The organism is Streptomyces sp. NPDC053426 (assembly GCF_055585405.1).
On record NZ_JBVJKE010000002.1, the window covers coordinates 521133 to 536787 of the forward strand.

Here is a 15655-nt window from a genome sequence, read left to right on the forward strand (position 1 = left end):
CCCGCCCCCGCGAGTCCCCGACGGGCCCCCGGCACCCCTGCGGTGCCGGGGGCTTCGTCATGCCGCCGCCGAGCGGTACTTGCGCACGGCGAGCGTCCGGAAGAGCGCGATGATCAGGACCGAGTAGATCAGCGACGCCCACACCGGGTGCTGCATGGGCCAGGCGTCCGAGGTGGAGACCCCGGGGTTGCCGAAGAGCTCGCGGCAGGCCTGCACGGTGGCGCTGAACGGGTTCCAGTCGGCGATGTGGCGCAGCCAGGGCGTCATGTTGCTGGAGTCCACGAACGCGTTCGACACGAAGGTCACCGGGAAGAGCCAGACCAGTCCGCCGGAGGTGGCCGCCTCCGGCGTGCGGACCGACAGGCCGATGAGCGCGCCGATCCAGGTGAACGCGTACCCGGCCAGCAGGAGCAGGGCGAACGCGCCGAGCACCTCGCCGACGCTGGTGTGGGTGCGCCAGCCGACCAGGAGGGCGACGACGGCGAGCACCAGCAGGGTGAGCGCCGTCTGCACCATGTCGGCGAGGGTGCGGCCGGTGAGCACCGCGCCGCGCGCCATGGGCAGGGAGCGGAAGCGGTCGATGAGCCCCTTGTGCATGTCCTCGGCGATGCCCGCCCCGGCTCCGGCGGTGGCGAAGGTGACGGTCTGCGCGAAGATGCCGGCCATCAGGAACTCTCGGTAGACCTGCGGACTCGTACTGCCGCCGATGTCCATGGACCCGCCGAACACGTACGAGAACAGCACCACGAACATGATGGGCTGGATGAGCCCGAAGATCACCACTTCGGGGATCCGGGCCATGCGGATCAGATTGCGTTTGGCGACGACCAGGGAGTCCCGGATCGACCGGCCGATGGGGTTGCCGGGGGCCGTGACCCGGACGGTGTCGGTGACGGCGCTCATTTCGCGGTCTCCTTGGTGTCCTGGTCGTCCTTGGCCTCCGCGACATGGCCGGTGAGGGAGAGGAAGACGTCGTCGAGGGTGGGGCGGCGCAGACCGATGTCGTCGATCTCGATGCCGTTGGTGTCGAGGTCGCGGATGATCTCGGCGAGGAGTTTCGCGCCGCCGGAGACCGGTGTGGTGATCTTGCGCATGTGGTCCTCGACCGTGGTGTCGCCCTGGCCGGCGCCGCGCAGGCTGTACTTGTCGAGGAGGGCGGACGCCGACTGGATGTGCTCGCGTTCGTGCACCACGACCTCGACGCGTTCGCCGCCGGTGCGGGCCTTGAGCTGGTCGGAGGTGCCCTGGGCGATGACCTTGCCGTGGTCGACGACCGCGATGTCGTGCGCGAGGTGGTCGGCCTCCTCCAGGTACTGGGTGGTGAGCAGCAGGGTCGTACCGCCGGAGACGAGCTGTTTGATCACCTCCCACAGTTGCTGGCGGTTGCGCGGGTCGAGGCCGGTGGTCGGCTCGTCCATGAACATCACGGGCGGCGAGACGACCAGGGCGGCGGCGAGGTCGAGGCGGCGGCGCATGCCCCCGGAGTAGGTCTTGGCGGTGCGGTCGGCGGCGTCCGCGAGGTTGAACTGCTCCAGCAGTTCGTCCGCGCGGGCCTTCGCCGCCTTCGCCTTCATCTGGTAGAGCTGTCCGACCATCTGCAGGTTCTCGCGGCCGGTCAGATACTCGTCGACGGCGGCGAACTGGCCGGACAGGCCGATGGAGCGGCGTACGGCGTCGGGCTGTTTCAGCACGTCGATGCCTGCGACGACCGCCTTGCCGCTGTCGGGCCGCAGCAGGGTGGTCAGGCAGCGGACGGTGGTGGTCTTTCCCGCGCCGTTCGGCCCGAGCAGGCCCAGGACGGTGCCCTCGGGGACCTCCAGGTCGACGCCGTCCAGTGCCCTTACGTTCCCGAAGGTCTTCACCAGACCTTCGGCATAGATGGCGCCTGGCATATGAGTCTCCACGTCGTCGTGATTCTTCGGAAAGCCTAGGTTTGCGCGCTTTGGTGTGCTGAGGTTTTTCGTCGGGCGCGGGTGGCGGAACGGACGGCGGCCAACCCGGCGGCGAGACACACACCATAACGCGATGTATCGCGTCTCACAATGGAATTGCCCGAAGGAGTGACACCCGGTCGGGTATCAGTCCATGACCGTGTAACCCGCCTCGCGCAGAGCCCTGTTGACCTCCGCGCAGTGCTCCGGGCCCTTGGTCTCCAGGTGCAGCTCGACCTCCGCCTCCGTGAGCCCGAGCCGTGGATCGGTCCGTACGTGGCTCACATCGAGGACGTTAGCGTCCGCCACTGACAACGCCCCCAGAAGCGAGGCGAGGGCACCCGGCCGGTCCGTCAGCCGCAGCCGTACGGCCAGGTAGCGGCCCTGCGCGGCCATGCCGTGCCGCAGCACCCGCTCCATCAGCACCGGATCCACGTTGCCGCCGGACAGCACCGCGACGACCGGCCCCTCGAAGGCGCCGGGCCGGCTCAGCAGCGCCGCGACCGGGCTCGCCCCGGCCGGCTCGACGACCAGCTTGGCCCGCTCCAGACAGAGCAGCAGCGCGGCCGACAGCTCGTCCTCGGTGACCGTGCACACCTCGTCCACCAGCTCGCCGACGATCCCGAACGGCACGTCACCGGGCCGCCCCACCTTGATCCCGTCGGCCATCGTCACCGGGTTGCGCACCGACACCGGACGCCCGGCCGCCAGCGAGGGCGGATACGCCGCCGCGCCCGCCGCCTGCACGCCGACGATCCGCACATCGGGCCGCAGCTCCTTCACCGCGACCGCGATCCCGGCGGCCAGCCCGCCCCCGCCGACCCCGACGACGATCGTGCGCACCTCGGGGCACTGCTCCAGGATCTCCAGGCCCACCGTGCCCTGGCCCGCGATGATGTCCGGGTGGTCGAAGGGATGGATGAACACGGCGCCCGTCTCGTGCGCGTACTCCATCGCCGCGGCCAGCGTCTCGTCGACCACCTGGCCCTGCAGGCGCACCTCGGCGCCGTACTCCCGGGTCGCGCTGATCTTCGGCAGCGGGGCGCCCTTCGGCATGAAGACCGTGGACCGCACCCCGAGCAGCGACGACGCCAGCGCGACACCCTGAGCGTGGTTGCCGGCGCTCGCCGCGACGACACCGGCGGCCCGCTCCTCGGGCAGCAGCCCGGCGATCCGGACGTACGCGCCGCGCAGCTTGAACGACCCCGTCCGCTGGAGGTTCTCGCACTTCAGGTGCACCGGCGCGCCCACCCGCCGGGACAGGTGCCTGCTGCCCTCCAGCGCGGTCGTCCGTGCCACGCCCGAGAGCATCTTCCAGGCACCGCGCACATCGTCGAGAGTGACGGTCCGCAGGGATTCGGCCGTGCTGTAGCTCATGACTCCAGCATCGCAGTCCGCCGGTGACGGCGACCGGAGTGACCAATCCGCGGACTCGGCTTTGCGCAGCGCCGGTACGGGCCGACGTCCGGCCGCGTACCCTGTCCCCCAATTAGCAGCCCTCCACGAAGTGAGCCCCCGGCCATGCCCACAACACCTGATATGTCGATGGACATGAGGACGGACCTGACGGCCGTCGGCGACACCGGTCTTCTCGACACGCTGCAGCATGAGGTGGCGTTGTTCGCCCGCCGTGCCGAACAGACGCGTCTGGGCGGGGTCGGCCAGGTGCGCAACTCGATGGACCGCGCCGCGTACCTGCTGCTCAACCGCCTCGACAAGGAAGGTCCCATGGGCGTCAAGGCGCTCGCCGCGAGCATGGGCATCGACTCCTCGACGGTCACCCGGCAGGTCGCCCCGCTCGTGGACACCGGCCTGGTCAAACGGACCTCGCACCCCGAGGACGGCCGCGCGGTCGTGCTCCAGCTCTCCCCGCGCGGACAGTCGCGCCTGGAGGAAGTGCGCTCCTCGCGGCGCCAGTTGATGGCCGAGCTGACGCAGGACTGGGAGCCGGAGGAGCGCGAGGCGTTCTGCGCGCTCCTGACGCGCTTCAACGGAGCGCTGTCGGCTCGGATGTCCACCTCTGAGCGGGTGGACTCCTGACTCTCCGGGGGCTGCGCCCCCAGACCCCCTTCGGCCCTGAACGGGCCTCGTCCTCAAACGCCGGACGGGCTGACTTCCAGCCCCTCCGGCGTTTGAGGAGCGGGGTCCGGGGCGGAGCCCCAGGTCGGGGCGGGAAGGGGCGGCGGGGGCGAGAAAACCGGGATCCGCCCACATGTGCACGTCTCTTGACCGCGGGACGCACCCTGCCCTGATATGAGAACCGAGGGCTCTCAGGGGCGAGGGGAGGCACGGTTGCACCCACGGCACACCTCCCAGGACGACCTCCGCGCCCGCGAGTTCGAGGCGTACGTCGCGGGCGCCGGCCCCCGCCTGCTGCACACCGCGACCCTGCTCACCGCCGAACCGCCGGACGCCAACCCGCACGCCCGGCGCCTGCTGACCCTCGCGCTGGCCCACACGTACGCGAGCTGGGACCGGCTGCACGGCGCGGACCCCTACGTCCACACCCGCCGGTACCTGGCGACCCGCTTCGCGAGCGGCGCCTGGCACCGGCGCGGCGGACTGCTCCGCCCCCGCGCCCGCCCGGCGGGCCCGCTGGCCCGGCTCTCCCCGCAGGAACGCCTGATCCTGGTCCTGCGGCTGCGGGAAGGAGTCGCCGAGGAGCAGACGGCGGCCCTGCTCGGCCTGTCCGCGGAGCGCGTGCGGACCGTCTTCCACCGCGCGATGGCCACCGTGCTGCGCCCGCCCCCCAGACCGGCCCCCGCGGTGGGCGGTGTCGAGGCGGTGCCGTCGTGACCCGGCTGAGGCGCGAGGCGACCGTACGGCGGATGCTGGAGCAGTCGCCGCCGCGCGTGCCGCACGGGCTCCACGCGGACGCGGTCCGCCGCGGGGCCCGCATCCTGCGCCGCAGGACGCTCGCCCGCCGCGCGATGTGGCTGCTGTTGCTGGCGGTGACCGTGGCGTTCGTGGTGTGGGCGCTGACGGTCCGCCCGTGGGTGGAGCCGCCGTCGGAGACGACTCCACCGCTCACGGGCTGGTGACCGGGGTCTACCGGCCGAGCGCCTGCTGGAGGTCTTCGAGCAGGTCGTCGACGTTCTCGATGCCCACGGAGAGGCGCACCAGGTCGGCGGGGACCTCGAGCGCGGAACCGGCCGCGGACGCGTGCGTCATCCGCCCGGGGTGCTCGATCAGCGACTCGACGCCGCCCAGGGACTCGCCGAGCGTGAACACCTGGGCCCGGTTGCAGACCTCGACGGCCGCCTCCTCGCCGCCCTCCACGCGGAAGGAGACCATGCCGCCGAAGGCCCGCATCTGCTTGGCGGCGACCTCGTGACCGGGGTGGTCGGGCAGCCCCGGGTACAGGACGCTCGTCACGCGCGCGTGGCGGGTGAGCATGTCGGCGACCTTCGTCGCGTTCTCGCTGTGCCGGTCCATGCGGACCGAGAGGGTCTTGGTGCCGCGCAGCACCAGCCAGGAGTCGAAGGGGCCTGCGACCGCGCCCATCGCGTTCTGGTGGTAGGCGAGCTCCTCGCCCAGCTCCGCGTCGCCGGTGATCAGGGCGCCGCCGACGACGTCGGAGTGGCCGCCCATGTACTTGGTCAGGGAGTGCACGACGACGTCCGCGCCGAGCGCGAGCGGCTGCTGGAGGTACGGCGTGGCGAAGGTGTTGTCGACGACGAGCCGGGCGCCCGCGTCCCGGGCGACCTGGGCCACGGCGGCGATGTCGGTGATGCCGAGCAGCGGGTTGGAGGGGGTCTCCACCCAGACGGCCTTGGTCTTCGGGGTGAGGGCGGCCCGCACGGCGGCCGGGTCGCTCGTGTCGGCCACCGACCACTCCACGCCCCAGCGGGCGACGACCTTGGCGAAGAGGCGGAACGTGCCGCCGTACGCGTCGTTCGGGATCACCACGTGGTCGCCGGGGCTGAGCAGCGTACGCAACAGGCAGTCCTCGGCCGCCAGTCCGGACGCGAACGCGAGGCCGCGGCGGCCGCCCTCCAGGGCCGCGAGGTTCTCCTCCAGCGCGGTCCTGGTCGGATTGGCGCTGCGGCTGTACTCGTAGCCGCCGCGCAGGCCGCCGACGCCGTCCTGCTTGTAGGTGGACACCTGGTAGATCGGCGGGACGACCGCGCCCGTCAGGGGGTCGGCGGTGTTGCCCGCGTGGATCGCGAGCGTCTCGAAGTGCTGACTGATGTGCCTGTCGCTCATGGGCACCGAGGGTAGTGCGCGTACGGCGCGGATGACGGACGCGGAGCGGTCGGGGCGGGCGGCGGGGCGGATGCCGGGGGTTTTCCACAGGGCCCGGTACCGGGTTGGCCAATTGTCGGCGTGGTCTGGTTCGCTTGTGACATGGAGATTCTCTGGGTCCTGATCGCGCTCGTCATGCTCGGCTTCGTGGTGCTGCCGTTCGTGAGGCGCGGGCGCGGGACGATCACGCAGGTCCCCGCCGGCCACCCGGACGCGGCGGACCCGGCGAACTACGGCTTCGCCCGCGAGGAGGAGCTGGACATCCGCATGCCCGGCCCCGACCAGGACCTGCTGGACGTCCTGGACCTGGTGCAGCGCACCCAGGACTACCGCGCGGCGCAGCAGCTGCTGGCCGGCACGGACGCGGAGGGCGAGCTGCGCTGGCAGCGCGTCCAGGCGTTCGCGGGCGCGGCCTCGCTGGAGCTGAAGCAGCGGCCCGGCGGGGTGGGCGAGGCGCCGGGCGGGCAGTGGCTGCGGGTGTGGCGGACCGAGATGCCCAAGGACGCGGGGGGAGCCGCGGTGCACGCCGAGTTCCTGGTGCAGCAGGCGTGGCGTACGGCGGCGCCCGGGACGGACGAGTTCCGGATCATCATGGAGGAGGCGAAGGCGGCGTGCGGCGAGGCCGCGCTGCTGGCTCCCGGTGACCCGGTCCCGTACATCGTGGAGCTGTCGGTGGCGCGTGGACTCGGTTACTCGCAGCAGGACTTCGAGCAGGTCTGGCTGAAGATCCTGGACCGCGCCCCGGCCCACATGGGGGCGCACCTGGCCGCGCTGCACTACTGGTGCGAGAAGTGGCACGGCTCGCGGCAGCAGGCGTACGAGTTCGCGGAGGCCGCGGCGGCGCGGGCGCCCCAGGGCTCCCTCCTCGCCGCCATGCCGCTCTTCGCGGTGTTCGAGCACCTGCCCGAGGTGAACCTGGTCGCCGGTTTCTACCGGAGCGAGACCGTCACCAAGGCGATGCACGGCGCGCTGCACGCGGTGCACTCGGCCCGCCCCGACGACCCGATGGCGGCGCACGTGCGGCACCTGCTGGTCTTCTTCCTGGTCCGCGGCGAGCGCTGGGCGGAGGCCATGAGCCAGCTCATACACATCGACGGCCACGTGGGCGCCCTCCCCTGGACCCTCTCCCCCGACCCGGCCGCCGAGTTCGCCGTCTACCGCGCCCTGGCGGTGGCCGGCTACGAGGCGAACGGCGGCAGCCCGGCGACGCTCCCGCACTGACCCGTGCCGTCCCGCCGGGGGTCCCGCCGAAGGCGGCGGCCCCCGCGTGTCTCCGGGCCCCGGCGGCCCGGAGACACGGCGCCGGGCGTCAGATCGTCGCCGTGTCGATCACGAAGCGGTAGCGGACGTCGCTGTTCAGGACGCGCTCGTACGCCTCGTTGATCTCGGCCGCGCCGATCAGTTCGATCTCCGCGCCGATGCCATGCGCGGCGCAGAAGTCCAGCATCTCCTGGGTCTCGGCGATGCCGCCGATCATCGAACCGGCGAGGGTCTTGCCGCCACCGAGCAGCGAGAAGAGGTTGAGGGCGACCGGCTCCTCGGGAGCGCCCACGTTCGCCAGCGTGCCCTCCGTCTTCAGCAGGGACAGGTAGGCGCCGAAGTCCAGCGGGGCCGACACCGTCGACACGATCAGGTCGAAGGTGCCCCGCAGCTCCTCGAAGGTCTTCGGGTCGCTGGTGGCGTGGTAGTGGTCGGCGCCCAGCTTGAGGCCGTCGTCCTTCTTCCGCAGGGACTGCGACAGCACCGTCACCTCGGCGCCCAGCGCGTGCGCGATCTTGACGCCCATGTGGCCGAGACCGCCCATGCCGAGGACCGCGACCTTCTTGCCGGGGCCGGCGCCCCAGCGCTTCAGCGGGGAGTACAGGGTGATGCCGGCGCACAGCAGGGGCGCGGCGACGTCGAGGGCCAGCCCGTCGGGGATGCGGACGACGTACTCCTCGTCGACGACGATCTTCTCCGAGTAGCCGCCGTAGGTGGGCTCGCCGTTCTTGTCGAGGGCGTTGTACGTGCCGACCATGCCGCTGCCGGTGCAGTACTGCTCCCGGCCGGCCTCGCAGTTCTCGCACGTGCGGCAGGAGTCGACCATGCAGCCGACGCCCACGCGGTCACCCACCCGGTACCGGGTGACGCCGGGGCCGACCTCGGACACCACACCGGCGATCTCGTGGCCGGGGACCATCGGGAAGATCGCCTCGCCCCAGCCCTCACGGGCCTGGTGGATGTCGGAGTGGCAGATGCCCGCGAACTTGATGTCGATCAGGACGTCGTGCTCGCCGACCGCGCGCCGCTCGACGGTCGTCCGCTCCAGCGGAGCCTTGGCGGCGGGTACGGCGTATGCGGCAACAGTGGTCATGCCGGGGGTTCTCCTCGTGTGGTCGTACGCCCGGCTGTCTTTCCGTCCGGCCGGGCACGGCATCCAGCCTGCGACGACGTCACGTACTTACCCAGACCACGGTTCTGCCTACGTTGGCCGTGCGTACCACTGACGGGGACAGGATGCCGTGCGTACGACCGGGAATACTGGAGTCATGGACGAGCAGCACACCCACCCGGCCGGCCCGGCGAACGGCGGCCTCGACCCGCGAGCGGAACTCAGCGAGTTCCTGCGCACCCGGCGGGCCCGGCTGAAGCCGGGGGACGTGGGCCTGCCGGACTTCGGACGGCACCGCCGGGTGCCGGGCCTGCGCCGCGAGGAGCTGGCCCAGCTCGCCGGGGTGTCCGTGGCGTACTACACGCGCCTGGAACAGGGCAACGGGCAGAACGTGTCGGCGGAGGTGCTGGACTCGATCGCGCGCGCCCTGCGCCTCACCGACGCCGAGCGGTCCCACCTCACGCACCTGGCGAAGCCGAAGCGGCAGAAGCGGAAGCCGGTGGCCCGGACCCAGCAGGCCCGCCCCGCGCTGCGGCACCTGCTGGAGTCGATGGACGCGGTCCCGGCGTACGTCGTGGGCCGGCGCTCGGAGATCCTCGCCTGGAACCGGATGGCGGCGGCGGTCTTCGGGGACTGGGGGCGGCTTCCGGCGCAGGAGCGGAACTGGGCGCGGCTGGTGTTCCTGAACCCGGACTACCGCGAGCTGTTCGTGGAGTGGGAGCAGAAGGCGCACGACATGGTCGGCTATCTGCGCATGGACGCGGGCTGTCACCCGGACGACCCGCAGCTTTCCTCGCTGGTGGGCGAGTTGTCGGTGAAGAGCGAGGAGTTCCGCAGGCTGTGGGCGGCGCACGACGTCAAGGAGAAGAGCCACGGCGTCAAGCACGTCCGGCATCCGCTGGTCGGTGAGCTGACGCTGCTGTGGGAGTCGTTCCGTCCGGCCGGTGACGACACCGGGCAGTCGCTGGTCACGTACTTCGCGGAGCCGGGTTCACCGTCGGCGGAGGCCCTGAAGCTGCTGTGCAGCTGGGGCGCGGACGCCATGCGGGCCGGGGCGGACGCCACGGCTCCCTGAGCCCGGACCGCCACGATTCCCCCGATCCCTGACCGTCACGGCTCCCCGATCCCTGACCGTCACGGCTCCCCGAGACAGGCGGCGGTCCTCAGCCCGCGACGCCCGGTTTCTCCCGCGTCAGCCGCGGAACGGCCCGCCGGAGGAGAAGTCTTCCGGCGGGCCGTCCGCTCACGGACTACTTGCCGTAGTACGCGTTGTAGACCGAGATCGTCGACGTGTTGCCCTTCTTGTCGGCGATCTCGGCGCGGAAGGAGACGGCCTTCCCCTTCGCCGGGTTCTTGACGGTGATCTTCCCCTTCTTGACCGTGGTCTTCTTCCAGGTCTTGCCGTGGTCGTACGACACGTGCACCGTCAGGGACTTGAGGTTCTTGCCCTTGGCGGCGCCCTCGACGGTGACCGGGATCGTGACCTTCTTGCCGGCCGTCGCCTTGCTGTCCAGCCCCGTGGCCGCCTGGAAGCGGGCCGTGGAGGCGGGAAGCTGCTTGAGCTCGGCGGTCTTCTTGGAGCGGAAGGTCCAGCTCGCGTCGATCCGCGTGGAGGCGGCGGCGACCGCGGCGCTGCGCTTGACCGAGGTGGTCAGCCTGTAGGAGGCGTCCCCGGACGGGACCTTGAACTCCTTCTCCCCGAACAGCGGGTCGTCGTGCGAACCGACCTTCTTGCCGTTGCGGTAGAGGCTGGTGGTGACCGACGTGAACACCGAGGAGCCGGCGTGGCCCTTGCCGTCGGCGAACAGCGGGACGAGCCCCGAGATGCTGTTGCCGTCGCGGAAGAGGCCGTACTCGGAGGTGAGGCTCGGCCCGAAGACGGCCGTGTTCACGGTCTCCTGGTACGTCTTGCCGGCCTTGTAGCCCTTCTCCCGGCCGATGAGGTACCCGGCCTCGGAGACGGGCCAGCCGTCCGCGTCGACACCGCCCTGCTGTTCGAAGTCGAGGTCCCACTTCACGCCGGCCACGGTGGACAGGTGCAGGGTGCGGGTGCCGGGCAGGTTCTGCGGGATGCCGATCGAGGAGCCGCCGGTGCCGCCGGGCAGCAGGCCCAGGGCGTTGACGGTGCCCTTCTTGCCGCTCGCCGCCGCGCCCATGCCGACCTTCACCGTGGCGAGGTCGCCCGCCTTGTAGTGCCGGGTGTAGCCGGTGGCCAGCTTCTTGACCTTGCCGCCGATGACGGTGTCGTACTGGTCCTTGGCGCCCTTGCTGAAGTGGGCGTCCCACTGCTGGCTCAGCGAGCCGTCGGTGATCTGCGGGCCGAGGTGGGCGGAGCGGAAGTTGTCGTACGAATCCAGCCACCAGCCGAACCCGTAGGAGGAGTCGTTCGTCTCGACAGTGTAGTCGGCGGAGGCGAACTCGGGCTTGGCCGCCTTGTCCGGCACGGTGATCTTCACCGGCCGGGCCTTGCGGGCGTCCAGCGTGATCGTCGTGTTCCGGGTGACGTCCAGCCTGGGCTGGGCGAGCCAGTCGGCGCCCTCGTACGTCTCCGGGTCGGAGCCGACGAGGATGCTGGTGTCCAGGACGTAACCGCCCTTGGGCACGCGGACGGTGACGGTGCCGTCGGCGTCGTAGGGCTGGTACCACCGGTCGGCGCCCAGGCCGGAGAGACCGGCGAGGTTGGCGACGTAGTCGGCGGCCGGCTTGCCCGCGCGGTCGAGGAACTTCAGCGTCACATCGTACGACTCGACCTCGCGCTGCACCGCGGCGGCCGTGCGTACGGTCTGCCCGCCGCCGGTGGCGACCACGTACGCCGAGTACGCGCCGTCGGTCGTGCCGCCGAGCCTGGTGTCGACGGTGACGTCCACGGAGGCCTTGCCGCCCGCGGGGACCGTGACCGTCGTGGCGCCCAGGGCGAAGAAGCCGGCCGGGGCCGCCTTGCCCTTGGGGTTCGTGGCGGTCGACGTCAGCTCGAGGGTGACGTCCCGGGTGCCGAGGTTGCGGTAGGTGAGCTGCTTGGTGACGGGCTTGTCGTCGGTGTGCGGCCACTGCTGGATGCCGAAGCTCAGCGACACCGGGTCGGCGATCACGGTCTGCTTGATGGCCTTGTCGACCTGGACGCGGCCCGAACCCTGCTCGAACGGCGTGTACTTACCGCCCTTGGTGGAGCCGGTGAGCGCGCCCTTCAGCTCCGCCGAGGTCCACTCGGGGTGCTGCTGCTTGAGGAGCGCCGCCGCGCCCGCGACGTGCGGGGTCGCCATCGACGTGCCGGAGATGGTCATGTACCCGGCCGGCTTCTCGCCGACCTCCTCGGCGATGGCGTTGCCCTTCGCCGAGGCGGCCGTGATGTCCACGCCGGGAGCGGTGACGTCCGGCTTGACGGCGCCGTCGCCGGCGCGCGGGCCGGTGGAGGAGAAGTCGGCGAGCGCGTCCTTGTCGTCGACGGCGCCGACGGTGAGCGCGGCGTCCGCGCTGCCGGGCGAACCGACCGACTGCGGGCCCTCGTTGCCGGCCGCGATGGCGAACAGGACGCCCTTCTCGGCGGAGAGCTTGTCGACCGCCGCCTCAAGCGGATCCACCTCGGGCGTGTCCATGCCGCCCAGGCTCATGTTGATCACGTCGGCGCCCTGCGCGGCCGCCCACTCCATGCCGGCGAGGATGCCGGAGTCGTCACCGGAGCCGGTGTCGTCGAGGACCTTGCCGTTGAGGATCTTGGCGCCGGGCGCGACGCCCTTGTACGTGCCCTTGGACTTGGCGCCCGTACCGGCCGCGATGGAGGCGACGTGGGTGCCGTGGCCGACCTTGTCGCCTGCGCTGTCCGCGGAGGTGAAGTTCTTGGACGCGGTCACCTGGCCCTTGAGGTCCGGGTGGGTGGCGTCGACACCCGTGTCGAGGACGGCGATCTTCACGCCCTTGCCGTCGTAGCCGGCCGCCCAGGCCTTCGGGGTGCCGATCTGCGCCACCGACGTGTCGAGGGATGCCTTGCGGACCCCGTCGAGCCAGACGTGGGCGATGCCGGAGGCGGTCCTGTCGCCGTCGGTGACGGCGTCCCACAGCTCGGGCGTGTCCTCGTGCGGGGTCTGCACCGCGTCCGCGTTCAGGGACTTCAGGGTCCGGCGGACCGTGCCCGCGTCACGGACGTCGCCCTTGGCGGCCTGTGCGCCGCCCTTGTAGCCGACGATGACCTTCAGGCCCCGCTTCTGGGAGCCGCGGGTCGCGGCCTTGTTCAGCTCGGTGACGTCGAACAGCCGCTGGTCCAGCCTGCCGCTCGCGATCAGCCGGGCGGCGTCGGCCGGCAGCACGAGGGTGTGGCCGCCGGTGCGGCGGACCTGTACGGGTATGTGCTCCCGGCCCTCGGCCCGCTCCAGGCCGACCACGCGGCCCTTGGCGTCCACGGCGACCCGGTCCCCCGTGATCAGCGTGATCCGGTGCTCGGCCTGCGCCGCGGACGCCCCCGTCGAGGCGGCGGCGGTCGTGCGCTCCCCGTCGGCCGACGCCGGGCCGGCCATGCCCGCCGCGAGCGCCACGGCGGTCGCCGTGGCGACCGTGGCCGCGCGCGCCCTCTTCACTTGTCTGCGCAAGGTTCCCCCTAGCGAGATCGCCGGGTGAACTCGGTGTCACCCGGTCGGGGGTGGTCTCGTACGCATGCGCGCACCCCCCGGATCCCGCAGTATGCCGAGGGGTGATCAAGCGCCTCAAGGGACGCCGGGAAGGGTGCGGAAGTCGCCGGGTGACTGTGATGCCACCGCCGGAACTCCGTTACACAACCGTGTGGTCGGCGCTTTCCCGGTCAGGCTTTCGTGTTCTCCTTCACGGTGATCCGCCCCTTGCGGATCGTCGCCAGGCGCGGGGCCGCCTTCGCGATGGCCGAGTCGTGGGTGACCATGACGAAGGTCAGCCCCAGCTCCTTCCACATGCGGATGAGCACGTCCATGATCTCGTCGCGCGTCGACTCGTCGAGGTTTCCGGTGGGTTCGTCGGCGAGCAGCACCTTCGGCTCCTTCACCAGCGCCCGCGCGATGGCCACGCGCTGCTGCTGACCGCCGGACATCTCGCCGGGCAGATGGCCCAGCCGCTCGCCCAGGCCGACCGACGCCAGCGCCTCGGCGGCCTTCTCCCGGCGCTCCTTGGCCTTCACGCCGAGCGGGACGAGCGCGGTCTCGACGTTCTCCTGCGCGGTGAGCGTGGGGATCAGGTTGAACGACTGGAAGACGAAGCCGATGTTCTCGCTGCGGACCCGGGTGAGCCGGGCCTCGGGCAGCCTGGCCAGGTCGGTGCCGTCGAGGACGATCTCGCCGGAGGTGGGCCGGTCGAGGCCGCCGAGCATCTGCAGCAGCGTGGACTTGCCGCCGCCGGTGGGGCCCTGGATGACGAGCCGGTCGCCGTCGGGGATGGTCAGGTCGATTCCGTCGAGGGCGTCGACGGTCTCCTTGCCGCGCGTGTAGCGCCGGGTGACGCCTCTGAGTTCGTACATGGGTCTGCTCCTGGATCGCGTGCGGGGGTGGGGCCCGTCCGCCGCGGGCGGGCCCCGGTTGCCGGTGCCGGGCGGGTGCTACTCGACGCGGCGGAGCGCGTCGGCCGGCCGCAGCCGGGAGGCGCGCCAGCCGCCGAAGGCGCCGGCGACGAGACCGCCGGCCACGGCGAGGCCGACCGCGAGGGCGAGGGTGGTGAGGCTGACCGGCGCGGTGAGCGCGACGTCGAGGGTCTTGGCGGCGGTCTGCCGGCCGGGACCTCCCATGCCGCCTCCACCGGGTCCGCCCATGCCGCCGGCGCCACCGCTGCCGCCGCCGAGCTGGGCCTGCAGGGTGGGGCTGACGGCGGTGACGGCGTACGCGCCCGCCAGGCCGAGCGCGATGCCGAGGGCGCCGCCGATCAGGCCCTGGACCATGGACTCGCCGACCACCTGCCGGGTCACCCGGCCGGACTTCCAGCCCAGCGCCTTGAGGGTGCCGAACTCGCGCACCCGGCGGGAGACGGCGGAGGAGGTGAGCAGACCGGCGACGAGGAACGCGGCCACGAGCACCACGGCCGACAGCCACTTGCCGACACCGGCGGCGAGCGAGGAGGCGGTGGACAGGGAGCCGGAGACGGTGTCCGCGAGGTCGGCGGAGGTCGTGACGGTCGTACCGGAAATGTTCTTCTGGATCCCGGACTTGACGCTGTCGATCTGCTGGGAGTCGGTCGCCTGGACGTAGATCGTGGTGACCTTGTCCTTGGCGTCGGCGAGGGTCTGCGCCTGCTTCAGCGGCAGGTAGAGGTTGGCCGCGGCGTCCCCGCTGGTGGCGGTGGCGATGCCGATGACCTCGTACTCGGTGCCCTTGACGGTGACGGTGTCACCGGTCTCGAGCTCCTTCTCCTTGGCGTAGGCGGAGTCGGCGACGGCGACCTTCGCATTGGTCTCGGTCGTCTTGAAGGTGCGTCCGTCGGTGATCTCGGAGGAGGTCAGCGGGCCGAGGGCGGGCTCGGTGACGTCGGTGCCGTAGACGGAGTAGCTGTTGACGTCGAAGTCGGCGCCGCCGCCCTCGACCTGGCCCTGCGGGGAGGACTGGCCGCCACCGGGACCGCCCTGGCCGCCCGTACCGCCCTGGCCGTCCTGCTGGAACTGACCCCGGGTGAACTCGCCGCTCACCTTCATGACTTGGAGGCTCAGTCCGCCCACCGCGTCGGCGACGCCGTCCTGTTCGCCGACCTCGGTCACGGTGGAGCTCGCCAGGGTCTGGAAGCCCTGCACCATGACGCGGTCGCTGCTCTGCTCCTCGCCGGAGCCGTCGTCCTGGGCGTCGAACCGGAACCGGGGGCGTTCGCCGGCGGTCCCGGACTGGGCCTCCGCGGCCTTGGTGACCGTCATGTCCGTGCCGAGCCCGTACAGGGACTCCAGGACCTTCTCCTGCGCCTTGCCCATGCCGGAGGACACGGAGTTGACCACGATGACCAGCGCGATGCCGAGCGCGAGCCCGGAGGCGACGACGAGGGCCGCCTTTCTGCGGCGGCGCAGCTCGCGCCTCAGGTAGGTGAAGAACATGGCGGCAAGCTAGGGACACCGGGTGATGAAGCGATAAGCGCTCCATAAGAGCCCCATGAGAAGAAGACCGATGCCGCCGCCCGCTCC

General features: G+C 71.6%; 13 protein-coding genes. 5 read left to right on the plus strand and 8 right to left on the minus strand.

The window, feature by feature from the left end:
- Nucleotides 1-57: 57 nt before the first annotated feature.
- The 3 genes from ACZ62B_RS06175 to ilvA all read right to left on the minus strand — a co-directional run bounded on the left by ACZ62B_RS06175 (nt 58) and on the right by ilvA (nt 3308).
- Complete coding sequence (locus ACZ62B_RS06175; RefSeq protein ID WP_398365464.1) at nt 58-903, minus strand: ABC transporter permease; 846 nt, start codon at nt 901-903, stop codon at nt 58-60.
- Nucleotides 900-1892, minus strand: a complete 993-nt coding sequence (locus ACZ62B_RS06180; RefSeq protein WP_344557417.1) for an ATP-binding cassette domain-containing protein — start codon at nt 1890-1892, stop codon at nt 900-902. The genes ACZ62B_RS06175 and ACZ62B_RS06180 overlap by 4 nt, the downstream gene beginning before the upstream one ends.
- A gap of 186 nt (nt 1893-2078) precedes the next feature.
- Nucleotides 2079-3308: a threonine ammonia-lyase gene (gene ilvA / locus ACZ62B_RS06185; protein ID WP_344557419.1), complete on the minus strand. Its 1230-nt coding sequence runs from the start codon at nt 3306-3308 to the stop codon at nt 2079-2081.
- A gap of 168 nt (nt 3309-3476) precedes the next feature.
- Here ilvA and ACZ62B_RS06190 point away from each other — a divergent pair, with 168 nt between their 5' ends.
- The 3 genes from ACZ62B_RS06190 (at nt 3477) to ACZ62B_RS06200 (ending at nt 4972) form a co-directional block, all read left to right on the plus strand.
- A complete protein-coding gene (locus tag ACZ62B_RS06190; RefSeq protein WP_344557421.1) occupies nt 3477-3971 on the plus strand; it encodes a MarR family winged helix-turn-helix transcriptional regulator in 495 nt (164 codons plus the stop codon).
- 252 nt (nt 3972-4223) lie between these two features.
- Nucleotides 4224-4727, plus strand: coding sequence for a sigma factor-like helix-turn-helix DNA-binding protein (locus tag ACZ62B_RS06195; protein WP_344557423.1), 504 nt, complete (start codon nt 4224-4226; stop codon nt 4725-4727).
- A complete protein-coding gene (locus ACZ62B_RS06200; RefSeq protein ID WP_344557425.1) occupies nt 4724-4972 on the plus strand; it encodes a hypothetical protein in 249 nt (82 codons plus the stop codon). The genes ACZ62B_RS06195 and ACZ62B_RS06200 overlap by 4 nt, the downstream gene beginning before the upstream one ends.
- Before the next feature lie 7 nt (nt 4973-4979).
- Here ACZ62B_RS06200 and ACZ62B_RS06205 read toward each other — a convergent pair whose 3' ends face one another.
- On the minus strand, nt 4980-6137 hold the full coding sequence (locus tag ACZ62B_RS06205) for a cystathionine gamma-synthase (RefSeq protein WP_344557427.1): 1158 nt from the start codon (nt 6135-6137) through the stop codon (nt 4980-4982).
- A 141-nt stretch (nt 6138-6278) separates the two neighbouring features.
- Here ACZ62B_RS06205 and ACZ62B_RS06210 point away from each other — a divergent pair, with 141 nt between their 5' ends.
- The gene (locus ACZ62B_RS06210; protein WP_344557428.1) at nt 6279-7397 is read left to right on the plus strand and encodes a hypothetical protein; all 1119 of its coding nucleotides are present in this window, start codon (nt 6279-6281) and stop codon (nt 7395-7397) included.
- A gap of 88 nt (nt 7398-7485) precedes the next feature.
- Here ACZ62B_RS06210 and ACZ62B_RS06215 read toward each other — a convergent pair whose 3' ends face one another.
- Entirely contained in the window at nt 7486-8529 is a 1044-nt protein-coding gene (locus tag ACZ62B_RS06215; RefSeq protein ID WP_344557430.1) for an NAD(P)-dependent alcohol dehydrogenase, read from the minus strand.
- Nucleotides 8530-8704: 175 nt separating this feature from the next.
- On the opposite strand from ACZ62B_RS06215, the gene ACZ62B_RS06220 reads away from it, so the two are divergent.
- Nucleotides 8705-9622, plus strand: coding sequence for a helix-turn-helix transcriptional regulator (locus ACZ62B_RS06220; protein WP_344557432.1), 918 nt, complete (start codon nt 8705-8707; stop codon nt 9620-9622).
- Nucleotides 9623-9797: 175 nt separating this feature from the next.
- Here ACZ62B_RS06220 and ACZ62B_RS06225 read toward each other — a convergent pair whose 3' ends face one another.
- The 3 genes from ACZ62B_RS06225 to ACZ62B_RS06235 form a co-directional block, all read right to left on the minus strand.
- Complete coding sequence (locus ACZ62B_RS06225) at nt 9798-13055, minus strand: S8 family peptidase (protein ID WP_469689389.1); 3258 nt, start codon at nt 13053-13055, stop codon at nt 9798-9800.
- A gap of 281 nt (nt 13056-13336) precedes the next feature.
- The gene (locus ACZ62B_RS06230; protein WP_344557442.1) at nt 13337-14020 is read right to left on the minus strand and encodes an ABC transporter ATP-binding protein; all 684 of its coding nucleotides are present in this window, start codon (nt 14018-14020) and stop codon (nt 13337-13339) included.
- Nucleotides 14021-14098: 78 nt separating this feature from the next.
- On the minus strand, nt 14099-15568 hold the full coding sequence (locus tag ACZ62B_RS06235; RefSeq protein WP_469689350.1) for an ABC transporter permease: 1470 nt from the start codon (nt 15566-15568) through the stop codon (nt 14099-14101).
- Between the last annotated feature and the right edge of the window lie 87 nt (nt 15569-15655).

Excerpts from the sequence above, each read along its gene's own strand:
- ACZ62B_RS06175 (WP_398365464.1), bottom strand. The coding sequence starts at position 903 with ATGAGCGCCGTCACCGACACCGTCCGGGTCACGGCCCCCGGCAACCCC.
- ACZ62B_RS06180 (WP_344557417.1), bottom strand. The coding sequence starts at position 1,892 with ATGCCAGGCGCCATCTATGCCGAAGGTCTGGTGAAGACCTTCGGGAAC.
- ilvA (WP_344557419.1), bottom strand. The coding sequence starts at position 3,308 with ATGAGCTACAGCACGGCCGAATCCCTGCGGACCGTCACTCTCGACGAT.
- ACZ62B_RS06190 (WP_344557421.1), top strand. The coding sequence starts at position 3,477 with ATGGACATGAGGACGGACCTGACGGCCGTCGGCGACACCGGTCTTCTC.
- ACZ62B_RS06205 (WP_344557427.1), bottom strand. The coding sequence starts at position 6,137 with ATGAGCGACAGGCACATCAGTCAGCACTTCGAGACGCTCGCGATCCAC.
- ACZ62B_RS06210 (WP_344557428.1), top strand. The coding sequence starts at position 6,279 with ATGGAGATTCTCTGGGTCCTGATCGCGCTCGTCATGCTCGGCTTCGTG.
- ACZ62B_RS06215 (WP_344557430.1), bottom strand. The coding sequence starts at position 8,529 with ATGACCACTGTTGCCGCATACGCCGTACCCGCCGCCAAGGCTCCGCTG.
- ACZ62B_RS06220 (WP_344557432.1), top strand. The coding sequence starts at position 8,705 with ATGGACGAGCAGCACACCCACCCGGCCGGCCCGGCGAACGGCGGCCTC.
- ACZ62B_RS06225 (WP_469689389.1), bottom strand. The coding sequence starts at position 13,055 with ATGGCCGGCCCGGCGTCGGCCGACGGGGAGCGCACGACCGCCGCCGCC.
- ACZ62B_RS06230 (WP_344557442.1), bottom strand. The coding sequence starts at position 14,020 with ATGTACGAACTCAGAGGCGTCACCCGGCGCTACACGCGCGGCAAGGAG.
- ACZ62B_RS06235 (WP_469689350.1), bottom strand. The coding sequence starts at position 15,568 with ATGTTCTTCACCTACCTGAGGCGCGAGCTGCGCCGCCGCAGAAAGGCG.